Genomic DNA, 17,898 nt, shown 5'->3' with positions numbered 1-17,898 from the left:
GACAGTCCACTTATTATGGCAGCTAACGCATTTTCACAATTAAAAACGTACTTAGATACACAAATCATTGGCCAGCCAGAGCTTACACAAGCGCTACTTATTGCTATTTTAGCTGATGGTCACTTATTAGTAGAAGGCCCTCCTGGGCTTGCAAAAACACGTGCAGTTAATGCACTTGCTAAAGGTATTGAAGGATCGTTTCAGCGCGTACAGTTTACGCCAGACTTATTACCGGCTGATGTAACAGGCACCGATATTTACCGCCAACAAACTAGCGAGTTTGTATTTGAAAAAGGCCCTCTTTTTCACAACCTAATTTTAGCTGACGAAATTAACCGTGCACCAGCCAAAGTACAATCAGCACTATTAGAAGCCATGGCAGAGCGCCAAGTGACCGTGGGTAAAAACACTTATCCGCTTAGCGAACTATTTTTAGTTATGGCAACACAAAACCCGCTAGAGCAAGAAGGGACTTACCCGTTACCAGAAGCCCAGCTGGATCGCTTTTTACTGCATCTAAGTATTGGCTACCCTGGCGCAGAGCATGAGCTTGATATACTGCGTTTAACACGCGGCGAAGCGCTTAACGAGCAACAACCAGTATTGCAAAAAATTAGTCAAAGCGATTTATTTGCAGCCCGAAAAGAAATACTAGGCCTTTATTTAGCAGAGCCGCTTGAGCAATATTTAGTACAACTTATTATTGCCACCCGTGAAGGCGCTAAATTAGATGCGCAACTAGGTAGCTGGATTGAGTTTGGTGCAAGTCCGCGTGCAACAATAGCACTTGATAAATGTGCTCGTGCTCATGCATGGCTTCAAGGTCGCGACTTTGTAGCACCTGACGACATTCAAGCTGTTGTGCATAACGTACTGCGTCATCGCATTATTTTAAGTTACGAAGCCCAAGCCGATGGCATTACTAAAGATCAAGTAATAAGCCGTATAGTTGAACTTGTAGCCGTACCATAAGTTATGCAAAAACAATTAGAATCCCAAGCATGGCTCAAACAGAGCCATAGCCACGGTGTTAATTTAGCTCTCAAAGAGCTGATGTATTACAAAGCCAAAGCGCAATTGCTTGAACTTGCCCCTAAGGTAAAAATAAAAAATACCTTAACAGGGCAATACCTTGCACCGCACAAAGGCCGAGGAATGGAATTTGCCGAAGTGCGTCATTATCAGCAAGGTGACGATATTCGCTCTATTGATTGGCGAGTCACTGCGCGTACCGGCGAGACTCACACAAAGCTCTTTCAAGAAGAAAAAGAGCGCCCTGTGTTTGTATTTACTGATTTTTCTAACTCAATGCTGTTTGGCTCAAAGTTACTATTAAAGTCGGTGCAAGCTGCGCATATAAGCGCTCTTGTTGCATGGTCGGCGTGTCAACGCGGCGACAGAATTGGCGGTATAGTGTTTAATCAGCACTCGCATTTGGAGCTAAAGCCCAGCGCCCGTGAAAAAGCCGTGCTTAAGCTTTGTCATAATTTATGCGACAACCACCAGCAAGCGCTCAACAATATTGATAAAACAGCCACTAACAACTTTAGCGATAACCTAAAGCGCCTTAATCATTTAGCAAAACCAGGCAGCTTAGTGTATTTGGTGTCTGATTTTAACGCTCTGGATGATGCCAGCTTTAAGCAACTCGAAATATTAAGCCGTCACTGCGAGCTTATTGGTTGCCACATAAGCGATCCGTTTGAGCATCAGTTACCTGCGTTTAAGCAAGCTGTCACCGTTAATGCAAATGGTCAAGACTTTGCCCTACCATTAATGGATAACAACTTTAGAGAACGCTTTGCTAAAAATGCTGAGCAAGCATTTAGTACGCGCTTTAATCGCTTAACTAAATCGGGTCTTAATTTAATATCATTCAATGCAGCAACACCGCTTGAGCTGCAATTAGTGAGAAAATAACCATGCAAACCAATCCACTCGATGGCCTGCACGATATAATAGCGCCAAGCCAAGTTAATTGGTGGCCACTCGCCCCTGCTTGGTGGGTTATTATTGCACTGCTGTTTTTAGCACTGTGCGCAGCTATTTATATATTTTACAAAAAACATAAATTTAAAAAGCCTAAACGCTACGCAATACAATTGAGCCAAAGTGAGCAAAATCCTCAGCAACTGCATATTATTTTAAAACGTTTAGTGATTGAATATTACGACAAGCGCCTTGCTGCGCAATCAACCTCTAAATGGTGCACAACACTAAATACGCTCACCGGTTTGAGCTTTACAGAACAAGAAATACTAAGCTTGTATAACCCCAGCCAAAAAGATACAACACTGTGCGAAAAATTTCGCCAAGGTATTAAACAATTTAAAATAAAGGAGTCAGTAAATGTTTGAATTTAGCTGGCCATGGTTATTTTTATTACTACCTTTGCCTTTATTACTTTTACTATTAAAACCCGCAGCAAGTAATGCCAGTACGCGTTTACGTATACCCAGTTTTGCAAAGCACAATTTAACCAGCCAAAGCATTGAGCCACACGCACGACGTTTAAATCCTTTCGAATGGATAATTTGGTTATTACTTGTTACTGCCGCTGCCAATCCAACATGGTTAGATGAGCCAATCTCATTACCAAATGAAGGGCGCGATATAATGTTAGCAGTTGACTTATCAGGCTCGATGACCGAACAAGACATGGCTTACAATGGCCAATATGTTGACCGCCTTACCATGGTAAAAGCCGTACTCAGTGATTTTATAGAGCAGCGTCAAGGCGACAGGCTTGGGTTGATATTATTTGGCGACACCGCATTTTTACAAACCCCCCTCACGCGCGACGTTAAAACAGTAAGTAAAATGCTCAGTGAAGCGCAAATTGGTTTAGTGGGACGCGCAACAGCCATTGGTGATGCATTGGGTCTTTCGGTAAAACGCTTTGCCAATAAAGATGAAAGTAACCGTATTGTGGTGCTATTAACCGACGGACAAAATACTGCGGGTAATTTAAACCCAGAAGATGCTCTGCTGCTAGCTCGCGAGGAAGGTATTAAAGTGTACACCATTGGCGTTGGCTCAGATAATCCGCGCGGCTTTAGCCTCTTTAACATGGGTGGCTCTAGTGGCAGTAGTTTAGATGAAAGCTTACTTAAAAAGATTGCCGAGCAAACTGGCGGATTATACTTTAGGGCCAAAGATGTAGCAGGCCTTCAACAAATTTACGCAGAGCTTGATAAACTTGAACCTATTAGCGCTGATGAACAAACATTCCGCCCACAAAGCCCATTATTTTACTACCCGTTACTTATCGCTATTTTACTTATTAGCTTAAAAGTAATGCTTAGTACACTGCGTGCATTAAAGGAGCCAAACTAATGGATTTTGAATTTATTCGCCCCGCTCTTTTATGGTTACTCATACCTGCTGTGGCATTATTTTTTGTCGCCTTAATTAAGCATAAAAAAACGACTAGTGAGCAGCTAATTGCACCGCATTTAGCACAATTTATCATGAGCGAAGCAAACACTAAAGCCAGCCAGCCACTTTGGTTAGTTGCTTTGTTTTGCAGCCTTGGCATTTTATTTAGTGCTGGGCCTAGCTTTGAGAAAAAACAAGTTCCTGTATTTCAAAGTAAAAGTGCCCGTGTAATTGTTATGGATATGTCGTACTCAATGTACAGCACCGATATTTTACCAAATCGTTTAATGCAATCACGCTTTAAAGCGCTTGATATGATTGAGCTGTTTAAAGAAGGAGATACCGCGCTTGTAGCTTACGCAGGCACGGCCTATATAATTTCACCACTAACAAACGACGCCACAACACTCAGTAATTTAATTCCAAGCTTAAGCCCTGAAATAATGCCAGACAAAGGCTCAAACGTTTTAGCGGGTCTTGATATGGCCAAAGAGCTATTAACGCAAGCGGGTTATATTGATGGCGACATTATTTTAGTGACCGACGGTATTGACCAACAAGAACAAAGCGACGTGAGTAGCTTTACCAGTAACACCCAATATAGATTAAATATATATGGCGTAGGTACCGCTCAAGGCGCTCCAATTAAGTTACCTGAAGGTGGTTTTTTGAAAGACAGATACGGCCAAATTGTAGTACCTACTCTCAATGCCAGTCAGCTTAAAAATTTAGCATCGAGCAGTGGTGGTGAATTTGCTAGTTACCAACCTAGCAATAACGACATAAATACGTTTGCCCCAAATGCACAGAGTGAATTATTGAAAGACGAAAAACAAAGCCATGCGCTTTGGCGAATAGATGCAGGTATATACGGACTCTTGTTATTACTGCCATTTGGTTTGTATTTATTTAGACGCGCTGCCTTGTTAGGCGCATTTTTAGCTTTTGGTTTTTTACCGCAGCAAAATGCGTATGCCGTAGAGCTCCCTACTCTTTTGCAAAATGCAGATCAACGTGCATTGCAGGCTTACAATAATAAAGAATACGATGCAGCAACACAGGCGCAATCGAGTGAGTTAAAAGGCGCTGCGCTTTACCAGCAAGGTAATTTTGATGCTGCACTTAATGAGTTTAGTAATGATAAGTCGGCTACCGGTTTATACAACTACGGTAATGCCCTCGCCAAAGCTGGCAAGCTTGAGGACGCCATTGAAGCCTACAAACAAGCCCAAACCTTACAAGACGACTTTACACAAGCAACTGACAACCAAGCTTTAGTTGAACAATTACTCAATCAACAAGAGCAACAAAACCAGCAAGATCAGCAAAGCGACGGCGACGACTCTCAAGACCAAGATGATAGCCAGAAAAAAGATGAGCAAAACCAAGGGCAAAATTCTGATGAGTCAAAACAGGATCAGCAACAAAATGGTGATAAAAGCGATTCTGAAAAAGGCGAAAACGAAAGTCAAAGCCCCGGCGATGAAAAATCTGATAAAGAATCAGATAAAGAGTCTGAACAATCAAAAGATCAACAAGGTGAGCCTGGCGAGCAATCAGACAAGCAAAATGAACCTGATATGCAAGCTCAGCCACAAAGTGAGCAAGGGCAAAATAAAGACGCTGACCAACCTCAAGACGAGCAGCAACAAAGTAAGCCACAAGCAATGAATGAGCAACCTGCTACTGATGAGCAAAAACAAAATGCTCAGCAACAAGCTATGCAAGCCCAAGCAAGTGAGCTCACTAATGAAGAAAAAGAAAAAGCACAACAGCTTAATCAACTACTTAGAAAAGTCCCGGACGATCCGGCTATTTTATTACGGAATAAAATGCAATTAGAAGCCCAAAAAAGACAATATAAACGTCGCCCTACAGGAGTCGAAAAATCATGGTAATGCGATTATTTTGCTGTTTATTGCTATTAAGTGCGATGCCTTCGTGGGCTGCCACCAAATTAGAAGCCAGCGTAGATAAAAACCCTGTTTTAGCGGGTGAATTTTTTATGCTTAATATATCCGTAGACGATACAGTTAAAGGCGAGCAACCAGACACCTCATCGCTGTTAAAAGACTTTGTGGTAGGCCCAACAAGCTTAAGTTCTCGTACCAACATTATTAATGGCAGCATTAATAAACAAACCACGTGGTCAGTTAAATTAATGACCCGTGCAGAGGGTGATTACACTATTCCGGCATTTAGCGTTGCAGGGTTAACCTCACAGCCTATTAAATTAAAAGTGGCAAAACGCTCAGTTGATGCAGATAAAAATAACGAAATATTTTTAAAAACGTCGCTCTCAAGTAATTCATTATTTGTCCAAGAAGCCGGTGTTTACACTATTAAGCTTTACCTTGCGAAAGAGCTGCTTGATGGCAGCTTAAGCACACCAAATATGGAAGATGCTCAGCTAACCCAATTGGGTAAACAAACTGAAAGCTATGAGCTTGTTGATGGTAAACGCTACCTTGTTATTACTCGCGAGTATTTGATTCAGCCACAAAAAAGCGGTGCGTACACTATTGCAGGCCCCGCTTTTCAAGGACGAGTACAACAAAATTATCGTCAATTAGAAGTATCAGCTCTTGGCGACGATCAGCAAGTAGAAATCAAACCAATTCCGAGTGACTATAAAGGTGCGTGGTTACCAAGCGAGCTAGTTAGTCTTGATGAAGAATGGCAACCTAACGACAACACCGTAGAAGTAGGTACGCCTATAACACGTACTATTACACTTACCGCGCTTGGTGTTACAAAAGAGCAATTACCTGAAATCTCTATGCCTACCATTGATGGCATACGCAGCTACCCTGATAAAAAAGAAAATAACAATGCAGTACGTGACGGACGCGTTGTATCGCAGCAAACTGCATCGTATGCATTACTGCCGCAAAAACCAGGTACTTACACTTTACCTGAAATACAGCTGCCTTGGTTTAATACTAAAATGAACCGTATTAGCGTAGCTACATTGCCAAAGCGCACTATAACGGTAACGCCAAGTAGCACCGCACCTAATACCGCTGTGGCAAACCTACAATCAAGCCCAAATAATTTATCTGCTATTGAAAATATTTCGAATCAAGCAACAGGTATACAACCTATTGAAACTAAAAGTGATACTCCCCTTTGGTTAATAGTTGTTGCCGCTTTAGGGTATATTTTATGGGTTGGTACTGTAATTTTTTACTTAATGACCCGTTCTACTAAAAATACGACTGAAAATTTACATCCAAACAACCGTGATATTTCTCAGCCGAGCTTAAACGAGCTTAAAACATTAGCTAAAACGCATGATGTGAAAGCCTTTTACACCGCATTAAATAATTTTTCTGAAAAGGTTACTCGCAAAAATGTAGGCGCTATTGATGAGCTTTGCCGTCGCGTAAATAGCAGCGAGCTTAATGGCCTCATTAGCCAATTACAGGCACAACTTTATAGTAATAGAGGCACAGATACGGATCTTAATGCTATTATTAAAACTCTTGAGAACTATCAAACTCAAGCATCAAAGTCGCAACAAGCTGTATTAAAAGACCTTTACGATTAATAACTACGATACTCAGGTCTTTTTTTGCAATAAATAATAATTTTTTATTAAAAAAGTACTTATGCTTGGAAAGAAAAAATCAAACAATCAGGTCTTAATCAATATGGCAGAGAAACAAAAGCGTTATGAAGCCTTGGTCCACGTTTACAATAAAGAGCTTTACCGCTTTGCTTATTGGTTATGCCGTGATCCGCACATAGCAGATGATTTAGTACAAGAAACGTTTTTACGCGCGTGGCGTTCTCTCGACTCTTTACTTGATCAAAAGGCAGCTAAACCTTGGCTGCTTACTATATTACGAAGAGAAAATGCGCGCCGATTTGAACGTAAACAGTTTGATTACAGCGACGTAGAAAACGATACGCTTGTTGATGAAACCAGCCACTCATTAGATGATGAAATGGAGCAAACGGTTATCCAACGCCAGATTGCCCTGCTATCTGATGAATACCGAGAGCCATTATTACTACAAGTTGTAATGGGCTGCTCTGGCGAAGAGATCGCAGGCATACTTAATTTAAATAAAAACACGGTAATGACTCGTTTATACCGTGCCCGAAATCAACTTAAAGAGGCTTTAAGCCGTGATGATGAACAACTTAAAGGGGCATCAAAATAATGGATGAACTTGAGTTTCGTCGCCGCACTATTGCGCAGCCAAACGACATTGACAAGGAGCTCATGGAGTTTGCTAACAATAACCCAGAGCGACAAAGTTTTATTAACGATATGAAAGATTTTGATAAATTTATTCAAGACTCTTTAGATATACCTGTGCCTGAAAACCTTGCAGACCGCATTCTTTTAAACACATCGTTAAAAGAAAAAGCACTACAAGAAGAGCAAGCAACAGGAAAAAATGTAGTTGATGCCCGCTCGCGTTTTAAGCTTGACCGCGTGCATCTTGCATTAGCTGCATCTTTTGTAGTGGCTATTAGTGCTTTCTTTTTTAGTACAGAGCAAAATATTGCACACGAAGCGGGTGAGCATGCGCTTGCCCATGTGTACTACGAAATTAGTGCGCTTGATAAAAAAGAGCCCATTAGCCTACAAAGCGTTAACGACAAGCTTGCAGTATTAGGTGGTCATCTTGATGAGCTTCCTGGTGATGTAACTTACGCTATGTTTTGTGATTTTAAAGGCGAAAAAGGGCTACATTTGATATTTGAGTCTGACTTTGGTCCTATGACGGTATTTATAGTGCCTTCTGAAAATAAATCATTTGGTTTTGGCGATGATAATTTCAAAGACGAGCGCTTTGAAGGTCATATTAACCGAGGCTCACAAGCAGATACTATTTTAGTGGCAAGTGTTGGAGCACCTCTAAATACTTATAACGAACGCGTTACTGGCGCTATTCGTTGGCTTTAAAATAAACAAATTTACCGCTTAGTCTCTACTAAGCGGTTTTTTGATTATATACCTACCAATAAACCTTTTCTTTTATACTCAAAACCTCTGATTTTTAAAGTAATTAATTAAATTCCTTAAGAAAGTAAATTATAATCACGACTCGATTTTAATTAGGGAATTTCATGAAGAACATCATCGTTATTTTTTCATTATTGGCATTATTATGTACTGCCAGTTTTGATGCACACGCACGTAAAAAGTTTGGCAGTAGTAAACGTGGACAAACTCCTGCAACACAACAAACAGCACAAAAACAAAAAGCAGATACAACAACTCCAACAGCAGCACCTAAAGCCACATCAAATAAAAAAGGCATTATGGCTGGCGTTTTGGGTGGTCTTTTAGCGGGTGGCTTAATTGCAGCAATGTTAGGCGACGATTTTGAAGGTTTTCAGCTATTAGAAATGATTTTATTAGCTGGCGGACTATTTATTTTATTTAAGCTAGTAACAGGCTTTTTACGTGCTAATCGTGCCCCACAACTTGCAAATGCCAGTGCGGATACAAGTGCTCAGCAAAATGCTTTTAAACAAGCACCAATCGAGCAGCCAATGAGTACAGGCTTTGCTAACAGCGCCCCACAAGGTGAAAGTGTCCCTTTTAATTTACCACCTAACTTTGACGTTAATGGCTTTTTGCAAGGTGCCCGTAGTCATTACCATACGCTACAAACTGCATGGAATAATGCCGATTACACCACAATGGCTGAATACTTAAGCCCTGCACTTGTTGCCGAATTTAAAGCTGAGCGTGAAGCTATACAGAGTGTAGACACTGAAGTAATGTTTATTGATGCCGAACTTGTGCGTGCAGATACAAATGCGCAATCGTGGCAGGTTAGTGTTCGCTTTAAAGGTAAGTACCGTGATTTAGGCGATAAAAAAGAACAGCCTATTTTAGAAATTTGGCACTTAGGGCGCCTAATTTCAGACGATGCTCCATGGCTAATAGTGGGTGTTGAAGATTTAATTGATACTCAATAAGCTTTTATTATTTTAAACACCGCGCTTTTTAGCACGGTGTTTTTTTATTTAAAAAACAATTGATTTACCGCGCCCTGATGCTTCAGAAGCGGCATCTAATTGACCATTTTTATTAATAATAACGTGTAAGTCACCAAAGTGTCTCTCGTCTATGGTGTAACCCATTTTGGTGAGTTCTGCTTTTACGCTATCGGTTAAACCTATGTGCGTTCTAATTATATTTTTAGGCCACAATTGATGATGAAAACGAGGGCTATTTACAACCTGCTCTGCAGTCATATCAAACTCTATCGCATTTAATATAGATTCGTACACAGAGCTAATAATGGTTGTGCCACCAGGCGAACCTGTCACCATTTTAACGGTGTTGTCTTTAAGTAATATTGTAGGTGTCATAGAACTCAACATACGCTTGTGTGGCTGTATTTCATTAGCTTTACCGCCTATTGCACCAAACACATTCATAACGCCTGGTTTGGCGCTAAAGTCGTCCATTTCATCATTTAAAATAAACCCCGCACCTTCAACAACGACACCGCTACCAAACCCTAAGTTTATTGTGGTGGTATTTGCGACAGCGTTACCCATTTTATCAACGATTGAAAAGTGCGTAGTTTGCTCACTTTCTTTAAGGCCCGGTTTAATATTTTCGGTAGTCGAGATAGCGGTTAACGAAATGCCATTACTGCGCTCTTTGAGGTAGTTAATATTAGTTAACGCGTTTACTGGAACGTCAAAAAAATCAGGGTCGCCTAAATACTCTGCTCTATCTGCAAATACACGTTTACCTATTTCAGAAAGTAAGTGCACATACTGAGTCGAGTTATGCGCTAAGCCCGCATCTGGTTTTTGTAACTCATACATTTTGAGCCACTGTAAAATAGCAATACCACCTGAACTCGGCGGTGGCGAAGTAAGTACTTCATAACCATTCCAACTAGCTTTAATGGGCGCACGTGATTTAGCGGTATAATTTTTTAAATCATCTTGATTAATAATACCACCATGTAGATGCATAAATTTAGCAATAATATTTGCAGTCTCGCCTTTATAAAATCCATCTTGGCCGTTATCACGAATACGCTTTAGCGTCGCCGCTAACTCGGGTTGCTTAAAGACTTTATTAGCTTTTACATCAGCGAAGTATTTTTCGAAGTTTACATTTATTTTTTGCTCTTTTAGGTGGGCTATATAATGGCTAACACCTTTTGCTAACTTAGGCGGAACTACAAACCCTTGCTCAGCCAACGTTACAGCAGGCTGTACTAGTGCTTCCCACTTTAAAGTGCCATGCTTTTGATGGGCAAGCCACATACCCGCTACACTGCCAGGTACACCGCTTGCGTGAATGCCATATATTGATTTGTTTGCAATAACATTACCTTGCTCATCTAAATACATATCACGATGAGCCGCTGTTGGCGCTGTTTCGCGATAATCTATAAAATCGCCTTTGCCATCTTTTTGAATAAGCATAAATCCCCCGCCGCCAATATTTCCAGCTTCAGGAAGCGTCACTGCAAGTACAAATTGTGCCGTAATAGCCGCATCAACAGCATTACCGCCTTGCTCTAATATACTTTTAGCAGCATCGGCACTGAACGAGTCTGGCATTGCGACCGCGCTTTGCGCTAAAGGCTGCGCCAAAACACTAAAAGTAGTGAACTGTAAAACCAGTACACTTTTGACGATTAATTTACGTGGTGAAAAAAACAATCCCATACAACATCCTTAATTTATTATTTTTGTTGCCCATATTAATGCACGTCACTTAAGGACAGGTCAATCTTTATACTGTTGATATTTAATCATCTTCAAACGTTTTTTGAATAAAGCACCGCAGGTAAGTCGCCTTGCTCGTCTGTATGTGTATAATTTTTTATAAATTGCAGACCTAACTTTTTCATTATTGCTATAGAGGCCGTATTATCTTTTAGTGCCGTTGCACTTATCGCCTTAACGTCATCTTGCTTAATGAGTTCATCACATAATGCTAAAGCCGCCTCGGTTGCATAACCATGCCCCCAACTCGCTTGTTTAAAGCGCCAACCTATTTCAATATCGCTGTAATTTGGTGCATCACTAAAGAAATCCATAGGTCTTATTAATACCCAGCCAATAAATGTACTGGTTTGCTTTAGAGTGATACTCCACAGCCCCCAGCCTTTTAGCTCATTTCGATATGCGAGCATACGAGGCACTCCCTCATTTTTTATTTGCTCTGCGGAGGTAGGTACACCTCGCGTTAAATACTGCATTACGGCTGGGTCTTGGTCGAGTTCAAATAATTGAGGCCAATCGTGCTCACTCATTAATTTAAAATTTAATCGTTTTGTTACGGGGGCGTTCATTTTCATTGTTGTATAGTCTGCCTCGAATTAATTATCAGTCTCTAAAGGAGATAGCACATGAATAAATTAGCAGGTTTAGCTTTATTAGGCACTTTAATTACATTAACTGGTTGTGAAGATGCCACCGAAGTAAAAGAAGATGCAAAAGATAAAAGCGCACAAATGCAAGAAAAGCTTGGTGATGCATGGAACGACGTTAAAGAGACAACTAACGATCTTAAAAATGATGAGTCTTTAAACGAGCTATTAGAGCAAAGTAAAACAATGGGCTTAGACATGTACGACGACGGCAAAGAGATTGCGGTTGATGCATGGATTAAAAGCAAAGAAGCTGCTGGCGAGTTAACTGAAAAAACTAAGCAGAAAGCGCAAGAAATTGCTGACGAAATTGAGCAAGCGCGTAAAGAACATAACGAAGGTTAATTTAACTTTCGATAATAAAAAAGGAAAGCCTCGGCTTTCCTTTTTTGTTTTAAGCAGTTTAGCCCTGACATGTGTTTACATATTTAGGGCTTATAAGCTCAAATTAACCTTTGTACTTACTCATAACTAAAGTAGCGTTTGTGCCACCAAAGCCAAAGCTATTAGACATTACAGTATTTAACTCAACGTCACGACGTTCAGTAATAATATCTAAACCTGCCGCTTGCTCATCTAGCTCATCAATATTAATTGAAGGCGCTACAAAGCTGTGCTCTAGCATCAATAATGAGAAGATAGCTTCGTGAACACCTGCAGCACCGAGGGCATGACCCGTCATTGCTTTAGTTGCGCTGATCATTGGTGACTTACCACCAAACACTTCTTGAATCGCACCAAGCTCTTTAACGTCGCCTACAGGTGTAGATGTACCATGCGTGTTTAAGTAATCAATACTGTCTACATCTTGCATAGCTTGGCGCATACAACGTGCTGCACCTTCGCCAGATGGAGCAACCATGTCGTAGCCATCTGATGTTGCACCGTAACCAACAATTTCAGCGTAAATGTGCGCGCCACGTGCAAGTGCATGTTCAAGTTCTTCAACTACAACAATACCGCCGCCACCAGATATAACAAAACCATCGCGATTTGCATCGTATGTACGAGACGCTTTTTCTGGTGTTTCGTTGTACTTAGTAGAAAGTGCGCCCATAGCGTCAAATTCCATTGCCAATGTCCAGTGTAGTTCTTCACCGCCACCAGCAAAAACAACATCTTGCTTACCTAATTGAATTTGTTCTACTGCATTACCAATACAATGCGCAGATGTTGCACATGCAGAGCTAATTGAGTAGTTAACACCTTTAATTTTAAAAGGTGTTGCTAAACAAGCAGATGTAGTGCTCGCCATAGTACGTGGAACCATATAAGGCCCTACACGTTTTACGCCTTTTTCACGTAAAATATCAGCAGCTTCTACCTGCCATTTAGACGAACCACCGCCAGAGCCAACAATAATACCCGTGCGCTCATTTGATACTTGGTCGTCAGACAAACCTGAGTCTTCAATTGCTTGAGTCATCGAAATATAAGAATATGCAGCAGCATCGCCCATAAAGCGCATTGCTTTGCGGTCAACATGTGCTTTAACGTCAATATCAATTTTACCCGATACGTTACTACGTAACTTATAATCGGCAAATTCTTGGTTAAAAGCGATGCCGCTTTTGCCCGTTTTTAACGATTCTAATACTTCTTCTTTGTTGTTACCAATGCTTGATACAACACCGATACCTGTAATTACAGCTCTTCTCATGGGTAATTCCCTTAGCTTAATACTTAATTGCATTCTATTTTACGCGAATTTAATCACCTAAGTGGTCAGCTTTCTAGCGTACACTTGTACTCTGAACTGCTAGCTTATAAATAACGCCAGACTATTACAAAGAAAACCCGTAAAATAATTAAAAATATATCTATAAATTTAAAAAATTATGATTAAAAACACACATAGTCACATTAATAATTTAGGTACACCTTTGACTAATGACTCCGGTGATATTTATTTTTCTAATGACGATGGCTTAGCTCAATCGCATTATGTGTACTATGAGCAAAATAATATAGATGTACGATTACAAAATCATGACCAATCACATTTTGTTATTGCCGAAACCGGTTTTGGCACCGGTTTAAACTTTTTAAATACGTGGCAACGCTTTAAAGACCACCTTGAGCGGATGCAAGTTCAAAATGAATGTGAAAAAAGCGTAAAACGCCTACACTATATTTCGTTTGAAAAGTATCCCTTAACATTAACAGACTTAAAACAAGCATTAACCGCTTGGCCTACCTTAAGTTATTTTAGTGAGCAATTAACAGTAAACTACCCAATTAATTTAGAAGGATGCCACCGGCTCGAATTTAATAATGGCAATGTTGTTCTCGATTTATACTTTGGTGATGCGCTTGAATCAATACAAGCAATGAGCTACCCGCAAACAGGAATTGTTGATGCTTGGTATTTAAATGGGCTTGAGCCAAGTAAAAATCCTGATATGTGGCAGCAAAGTTTATTTAACTCCATGGCTGATATAACAAGAGCTAATGCAACCTTATCGACTTTTACTGCCGCTGACTTTGTTCAACGAGGATTAATAGAGGCTGGCTTTAGTACTAAAAAAGCCAAGGATTTTAATCAAAAAGAAGATATGCTTACTGGCCAACTTAAACATGTTAATAACGCTCAATCAACCCCCGCTTATTTTAATCAGGATAGCAGTACTTTAAAAAATGTAGCGGTCATTGGCGGTGGTATTGCCAGTAGCTGTATTTTATACAGCTTGGCTAAACGAGGCATAACCAGCCAATTATTCTGCCAAGATGAAAAGCCTGCAATGGGGGCATCGCACAATGTGCAAGGCGCTATTTACCCTCACCTACAAGCTAAAAACTCGCCACACAGTGAATTGTTTGCACATAGCTTTTTATACGCAAAACGTTTGTATAACCAGTTACTCGAAAACGGCTTTAGCTTTGATTACGATTGGTGCGGCGTATTACAACACGCAGTGAAAAAACCTCTCGCTGATAAGCACGAAAACTTAGCACAAAAGCAACTGTGGCCAATCCAGCTAATGCACAACGTAACCGCAGAGCAAGGCGATGAAATAGCCGGCGTAACGACAGGTTATTCAGGCGTGTTTTTTGAACAAGGCGGCTGGGTTAACCCGCCACAATTAGTAAACGCTATGCTAAGCGCTGCAAATAGCATAAGCCCATTTAAAAGCCTATTTAACTGCAATATAAAGCAGCTTAAAAAAACTGATAGCGGTTGGTTTTTATTAACGAATGATGAGCAGCTAGGCCCTTTTAGCGATGTAATTATTTGTGCAGGTGAGCACAGCGATGCATTTGAGCAAACAAAAGCGCTACCTATAGTAGGCGTGCGCGGTCAGGTTTCACATATTGAGGCAAGTGAGCAATCACGCAAACTTAAAACAGTGCTATGCCATAAAGGGTATTTTACCCCGGCTTATTTAGATCATCACTGCATGGGTGCCACATTTGAAAAAAACACTAAAAGCCGCCAAGTTACAGCGCTCGACAACCAATTAAACCAAGAGCAACTACTTAGCTTTTATCAGCAAAGTGAATTTGCCTCCACCCTTGGCAATATAACCTCGGCAAAAGCGGCTGTTCGCTGCACATTTATAGATCACCTACCAATGGCAGGGCAATGGTGCGAGCAAAGTGATTATATAATGGCTTTTGCTAATCTACGTTTAGGTAAACGCTACCAGTACGAGCTACTTAATAAGCCGCAACAAGGCCTGCATATTTTCACCGGTTTTGGCGCACGCGCTTTATGCAGCGCACCGCTAAGTGCAGACCACCTCGTAAGTTGTTTAAATAACGAACCCCGCCCATTAAGCGAACGTGTAAGCCAAGCTATTCACCCTGCCCGGTTTATAGTGCGAGACTTAATTCGTAATAAAATTTAAATGACATTGGTGCTTATTGAGGTAAAATAAGTACCAATAAAAGGAATTTATTACTCAAAGGACTCTAATGAAAACTTTAGCATTTTTAATAATGTTGCTATGCACTCTATCGTTTAACGCACTTAGCCAAAACGTCACTGAAATCCCACTTCCTGAAGAGTTTGTTACAACGATGGATGTAGCAAGCGAATACCCAATGGTACGTACTGGTTATTTAACCGATTCAATTTCTGATATCACTCGCTTTTATCAGCAAAAATTAGGTGAACCTTCAAAAACAAATGGCAATAGTACATATCGCACTTTGTTTTATAATTACCAAGAACATAAAGTCCGTATTAGTCTATACCGCCGTAGTTATGTGACCGAAGTGAGTATAATGGTTGAATAAAAAGGTCTAAAAAAACACGCCAAAAGCAGCTAACTTTAATACTCAGTTAAGCATCGTACTTTAATTAAAGTATTTTTTGAAATTAGCTCATTTAAACTCTTTTTTACCCTTTAAAAATAATCCCCTACCCCAAGGTCTGTTTGTAAGCACATTACTTTTACTATTTATTGGAAGGAGTTAATTATGAGTAAGACCCTAATTATTGGCGCAAGCGGACAAATAGGTAAAATGACAACTGAGCTACTTTTAGAAAATGAGCAAAATGTTGTGGCATTAGTGCGTGACAAAAATAAGTTAAGCGATTTAAACAGCTCTTTTTTAACTATTGTTGAGCAAGATCTTGAAGGTGATTTTGGTGACGCAATGAAAGGCTGTGACCAAGTGATTTTTGCTGCTGGTTCTGGTGGAAGTACAGGCGATGATAAAACTGTACTCATTGATTTATGGGCTGCAACAAAAGCAGCTACATTCGCTAAAGAGCACGGCGTTAATCACTTTATTATGGTCAGTTCAATTGGTGCAGACGATCCAGATTCGATTCAAGGTGATTTAAAACCTTACTTGGTTGCTAAGCACATGGCTGACGAGCACCTAATAAATAGTGGTTTAAATTATACCATTGTTCGCCCTGGTACATTGACTGACGATAGTGCTTCAATGCAAGTAACTACGCAGCAACCAAGTGATCGTTCAGAAGCTAAAATTAGCCGCGAAAACGTAGCTAATGCATTATTACATATTGCGACCAACTCATTTATTAGTAACCGCATTTTTAAGTTGTTTGATGGCGACAAGCCAATTAAAGCCGCTGTTAAATAAGCTTTAATACCAATTTAATTAAACGTATGAACAATTATTACAAAGAATATGTAATTCATCGATAAGGCAAAAAATTACAGTATAGTCGCTCTATATCAGTAACTTTTTGGCGCAATGAATTATTTAATCCTCTTAAATAATTTATGTTTAATAAAATTAAATTTACTCCACTAAGCAAATTAGTGGAGTAATATTTTTATACCTTGCCAACCAAGTTGTAGCGTTAATAACGTTAAAACTATCCTAAAAATATACTTAAATTTATCCCCAGACATCCTTTTAAGTAATTTAATTCCGAACCAAGTTCCTACAGCGCCACTTATTACCATGGCAATTACAAGCGGTATCCATTGCCAAAAACTAAAACCAACAGCGCCATAAATTATCGCTTTTAATAAATGCTGCACACTCATAATGCTCGAAAACGTTGCCGTAAATTTTAACTTTTCGTAATTATTTATATATAAACAGCTACCAACTAATGGGCCACTTGCCCCCACAAACATAGAAATAAAAGTAGTTATTCCACCGGCGACCATACGCCACACCTTAGAGGTTAATTTTATAGGTGGCGTTTTACCCCACAGTAAATAAATAACAAAAATAGCGACCACTAACTTCATAGCATCAAGCGATATATCATCAATAACAAAACTTGATAACCCCGCCCCTACTAAGCCGCCTAACGCAAAATATACAAACATGCTTTTATCAATATGCTTAAAACTGAGTAAAAACCTATTTGCATTAGAGCCAAGCTGTACTAAACCATGCACAGGCACAACAACTGCCATTGGCATAAACGACGCCATAACAACAAGCAGCATTAATCCGCCACCAGCACCAAATGCAGCAGATATAAAAGAAGTAAAGCCAGCGGTGATCATTAACAATAAAAACAAAAATAAAGACATGCTGTCAGGAAATAAAAAATCCATAAAACTCCACTGCCTATTTAAGTACTTTTAAGTCGCAGTATTTAAATAGTAAAAAAGGTACTAAACACATTTATAGCAACTTTATCAGCTTCTATCTCGTGCTATGTACTATGTTGCGTTGTTTTTGCACTTTGTTTGCACATTTAACA

General features: G+C 40.0%; 17 protein-coding genes. 13 read left to right on the top strand and 4 right to left on the bottom strand.

Annotation, left to right across the window (positions count from 1 at the left end; translation table 11 throughout):
• The first annotated feature begins 15 nt into the window (after nucleotides 1–15).
• The 9 genes from GQR38_RS02905 to GQR38_RS02865 all read left to right on the top strand — a co-directional run bounded on the left by GQR38_RS02905 (nucleotide 16) and on the right by GQR38_RS02865 (nucleotide 9,324).
• Nucleotides 16–972 (top strand): MoxR family ATPase, encoded by a 957-nt coding sequence (locus GQR38_RS02905; RefSeq protein WP_024598407.1) that lies wholly within the window; start codon nucleotides 16–18, stop codon nucleotides 970–972.
• A 3-nt stretch (nucleotides 973–975) separates the two neighbouring features.
• Complete coding sequence (locus GQR38_RS02900; RefSeq protein WP_024598408.1) at nucleotides 976–1,920, top strand: DUF58 domain-containing protein; 945 nt, start codon at nucleotides 976–978, stop codon at nucleotides 1,918–1,920.
• A 2-nt stretch (nucleotides 1,921–1,922) separates the two neighbouring features.
• On the top strand, nucleotides 1,923–2,357 hold the full coding sequence (locus GQR38_RS02895) for a DUF4381 domain-containing protein (RefSeq protein ID WP_004335624.1): 435 nt from the start codon (nucleotides 1,923–1,925) through the stop codon (nucleotides 2,355–2,357).
• Nucleotides 2,350–3,336, top strand: coding sequence for a VWA domain-containing protein (locus GQR38_RS02890; protein ID WP_165721364.1), 987 nt, complete (start codon nucleotides 2,350–2,352; stop codon nucleotides 3,334–3,336). Before GQR38_RS02895 ends, GQR38_RS02890 begins: the two co-directional genes overlap by 8 nt.
• On the top strand, nucleotides 3,336–5,276 hold the full coding sequence (locus GQR38_RS02885) for a VWA domain-containing protein (RefSeq protein WP_165721363.1): 1,941 nt from the start codon (nucleotides 3,336–3,338) through the stop codon (nucleotides 5,274–5,276). Before GQR38_RS02890 ends, GQR38_RS02885 begins: the two co-directional genes overlap by 1 nt.
• A complete protein-coding gene (locus GQR38_RS02880; RefSeq protein WP_165721362.1) occupies nucleotides 5,270–6,928 on the top strand; it encodes a BatD family protein in 1,659 nt (552 codons plus the stop codon). The genes GQR38_RS02885 and GQR38_RS02880 overlap by 7 nt, the downstream gene beginning before the upstream one ends.
• Before the next feature lie 61 nt (nucleotides 6,929–6,989).
• The gene (locus GQR38_RS02875; protein WP_165721361.1) at nucleotides 6,990–7,547 is read left to right on the top strand and encodes a sigma-70 family RNA polymerase sigma factor; all 558 of its coding nucleotides are present in this window, start codon (nucleotides 6,990–6,992) and stop codon (nucleotides 7,545–7,547) included.
• Complete coding sequence (locus GQR38_RS02870) at nucleotides 7,547–8,299, top strand: DUF3379 family protein (protein ID WP_007582005.1); 753 nt, start codon at nucleotides 7,547–7,549, stop codon at nucleotides 8,297–8,299. Before GQR38_RS02875 ends, GQR38_RS02870 begins: the two co-directional genes overlap by 1 nt.
• A gap of 164 nt (nucleotides 8,300–8,463) precedes the next feature.
• Nucleotides 8,464–9,324 (top strand): TIM44-like domain-containing protein, encoded by an 861-nt coding sequence (locus GQR38_RS02865; protein WP_165721360.1) that lies wholly within the window; start codon nucleotides 8,464–8,466, stop codon nucleotides 9,322–9,324.
• A 48-nt stretch (nucleotides 9,325–9,372) separates the two neighbouring features.
• Here the strand turns inward: GQR38_RS02865 and ggt are convergent, their stop codons facing one another.
• Together ggt and GQR38_RS02855 are read right to left on the bottom strand one after the other, a co-directional pair.
• On the bottom strand, nucleotides 9,373–11,046 hold the full coding sequence (gene ggt / locus GQR38_RS02860) for a gamma-glutamyltransferase (protein ID WP_165721359.1): 1,674 nt from the start codon (nucleotides 11,044–11,046) through the stop codon (nucleotides 9,373–9,375).
• A gap of 92 nt (nucleotides 11,047–11,138) precedes the next feature.
• Nucleotides 11,139–11,681 (bottom strand): GNAT family N-acetyltransferase, encoded by a 543-nt coding sequence (locus tag GQR38_RS02855; RefSeq protein ID WP_165721358.1) that lies wholly within the window; start codon nucleotides 11,679–11,681, stop codon nucleotides 11,139–11,141.
• A 51-nt stretch (nucleotides 11,682–11,732) separates the two neighbouring features.
• Here GQR38_RS02855 and GQR38_RS02850 point away from each other — a divergent pair, with 51 nt between their 5' ends.
• Complete coding sequence (locus GQR38_RS02850) at nucleotides 11,733–12,098, top strand: hypothetical protein (protein WP_165721357.1); 366 nt, start codon at nucleotides 11,733–11,735, stop codon at nucleotides 12,096–12,098.
• A gap of 103 nt (nucleotides 12,099–12,201) precedes the next feature.
• Here the strand turns inward: GQR38_RS02850 and fabB are convergent, their stop codons facing one another.
• A complete protein-coding gene (gene fabB / locus GQR38_RS02845; protein WP_007582000.1) occupies nucleotides 12,202–13,413 on the bottom strand; it encodes a beta-ketoacyl-ACP synthase I in 1,212 nt (403 codons plus the stop codon).
• 178 nt (nucleotides 13,414–13,591) lie between these two features.
• Between fabB and mnmC the strand changes: the two genes are divergently transcribed.
• From mnmC to GQR38_RS02830, 3 genes are all read left to right on the top strand, one after another.
• A complete protein-coding gene (mnmC, locus tag GQR38_RS02840; RefSeq protein ID WP_165721356.1) occupies nucleotides 13,592–15,601 on the top strand; it encodes a bifunctional tRNA (5-methylaminomethyl-2-thiouridine)(34)-methyltransferase MnmD/FAD-dependent 5-carboxymethylaminomethyl-2-thiouridine(34) oxidoreductase MnmC in 2,010 nt (669 codons plus the stop codon).
• A gap of 67 nt (nucleotides 15,602–15,668) precedes the next feature.
• A complete protein-coding gene (locus tag GQR38_RS02835) occupies nucleotides 15,669–15,992 on the top strand; it encodes a hypothetical protein (protein WP_165721355.1) in 324 nt (107 codons plus the stop codon).
• 183 nt (nucleotides 15,993–16,175) lie between these two features.
• Complete coding sequence (locus GQR38_RS02830) at nucleotides 16,176–16,811, top strand: NAD(P)-binding oxidoreductase (protein WP_007581997.1); 636 nt, start codon at nucleotides 16,176–16,178, stop codon at nucleotides 16,809–16,811.
• A gap of 179 nt (nucleotides 16,812–16,990) precedes the next feature.
• On the opposite strand, the gene GQR38_RS02825 is transcribed toward GQR38_RS02830, so the two are convergent.
• Nucleotides 16,991–17,749, bottom strand: a complete 759-nt coding sequence (locus tag GQR38_RS02825; RefSeq protein WP_165721354.1) for a sulfite exporter TauE/SafE family protein — start codon at nucleotides 17,747–17,749, stop codon at nucleotides 16,991–16,993.
• Nucleotides 17,750–17,898: the final 149 nt, after the last annotated feature.

The sequence above is a fragment of the Pseudoalteromonas sp. c7(2019) genome, from assembly GCF_011378625.1.
GTDB classification, from domain to species: domain Bacteria; phylum Pseudomonadota; class Gammaproteobacteria; order Enterobacterales; family Alteromonadaceae; genus Pseudoalteromonas; species Pseudoalteromonas arctica.
This window is presented reverse-complemented; position numbering and strand designations above follow the sequence as displayed.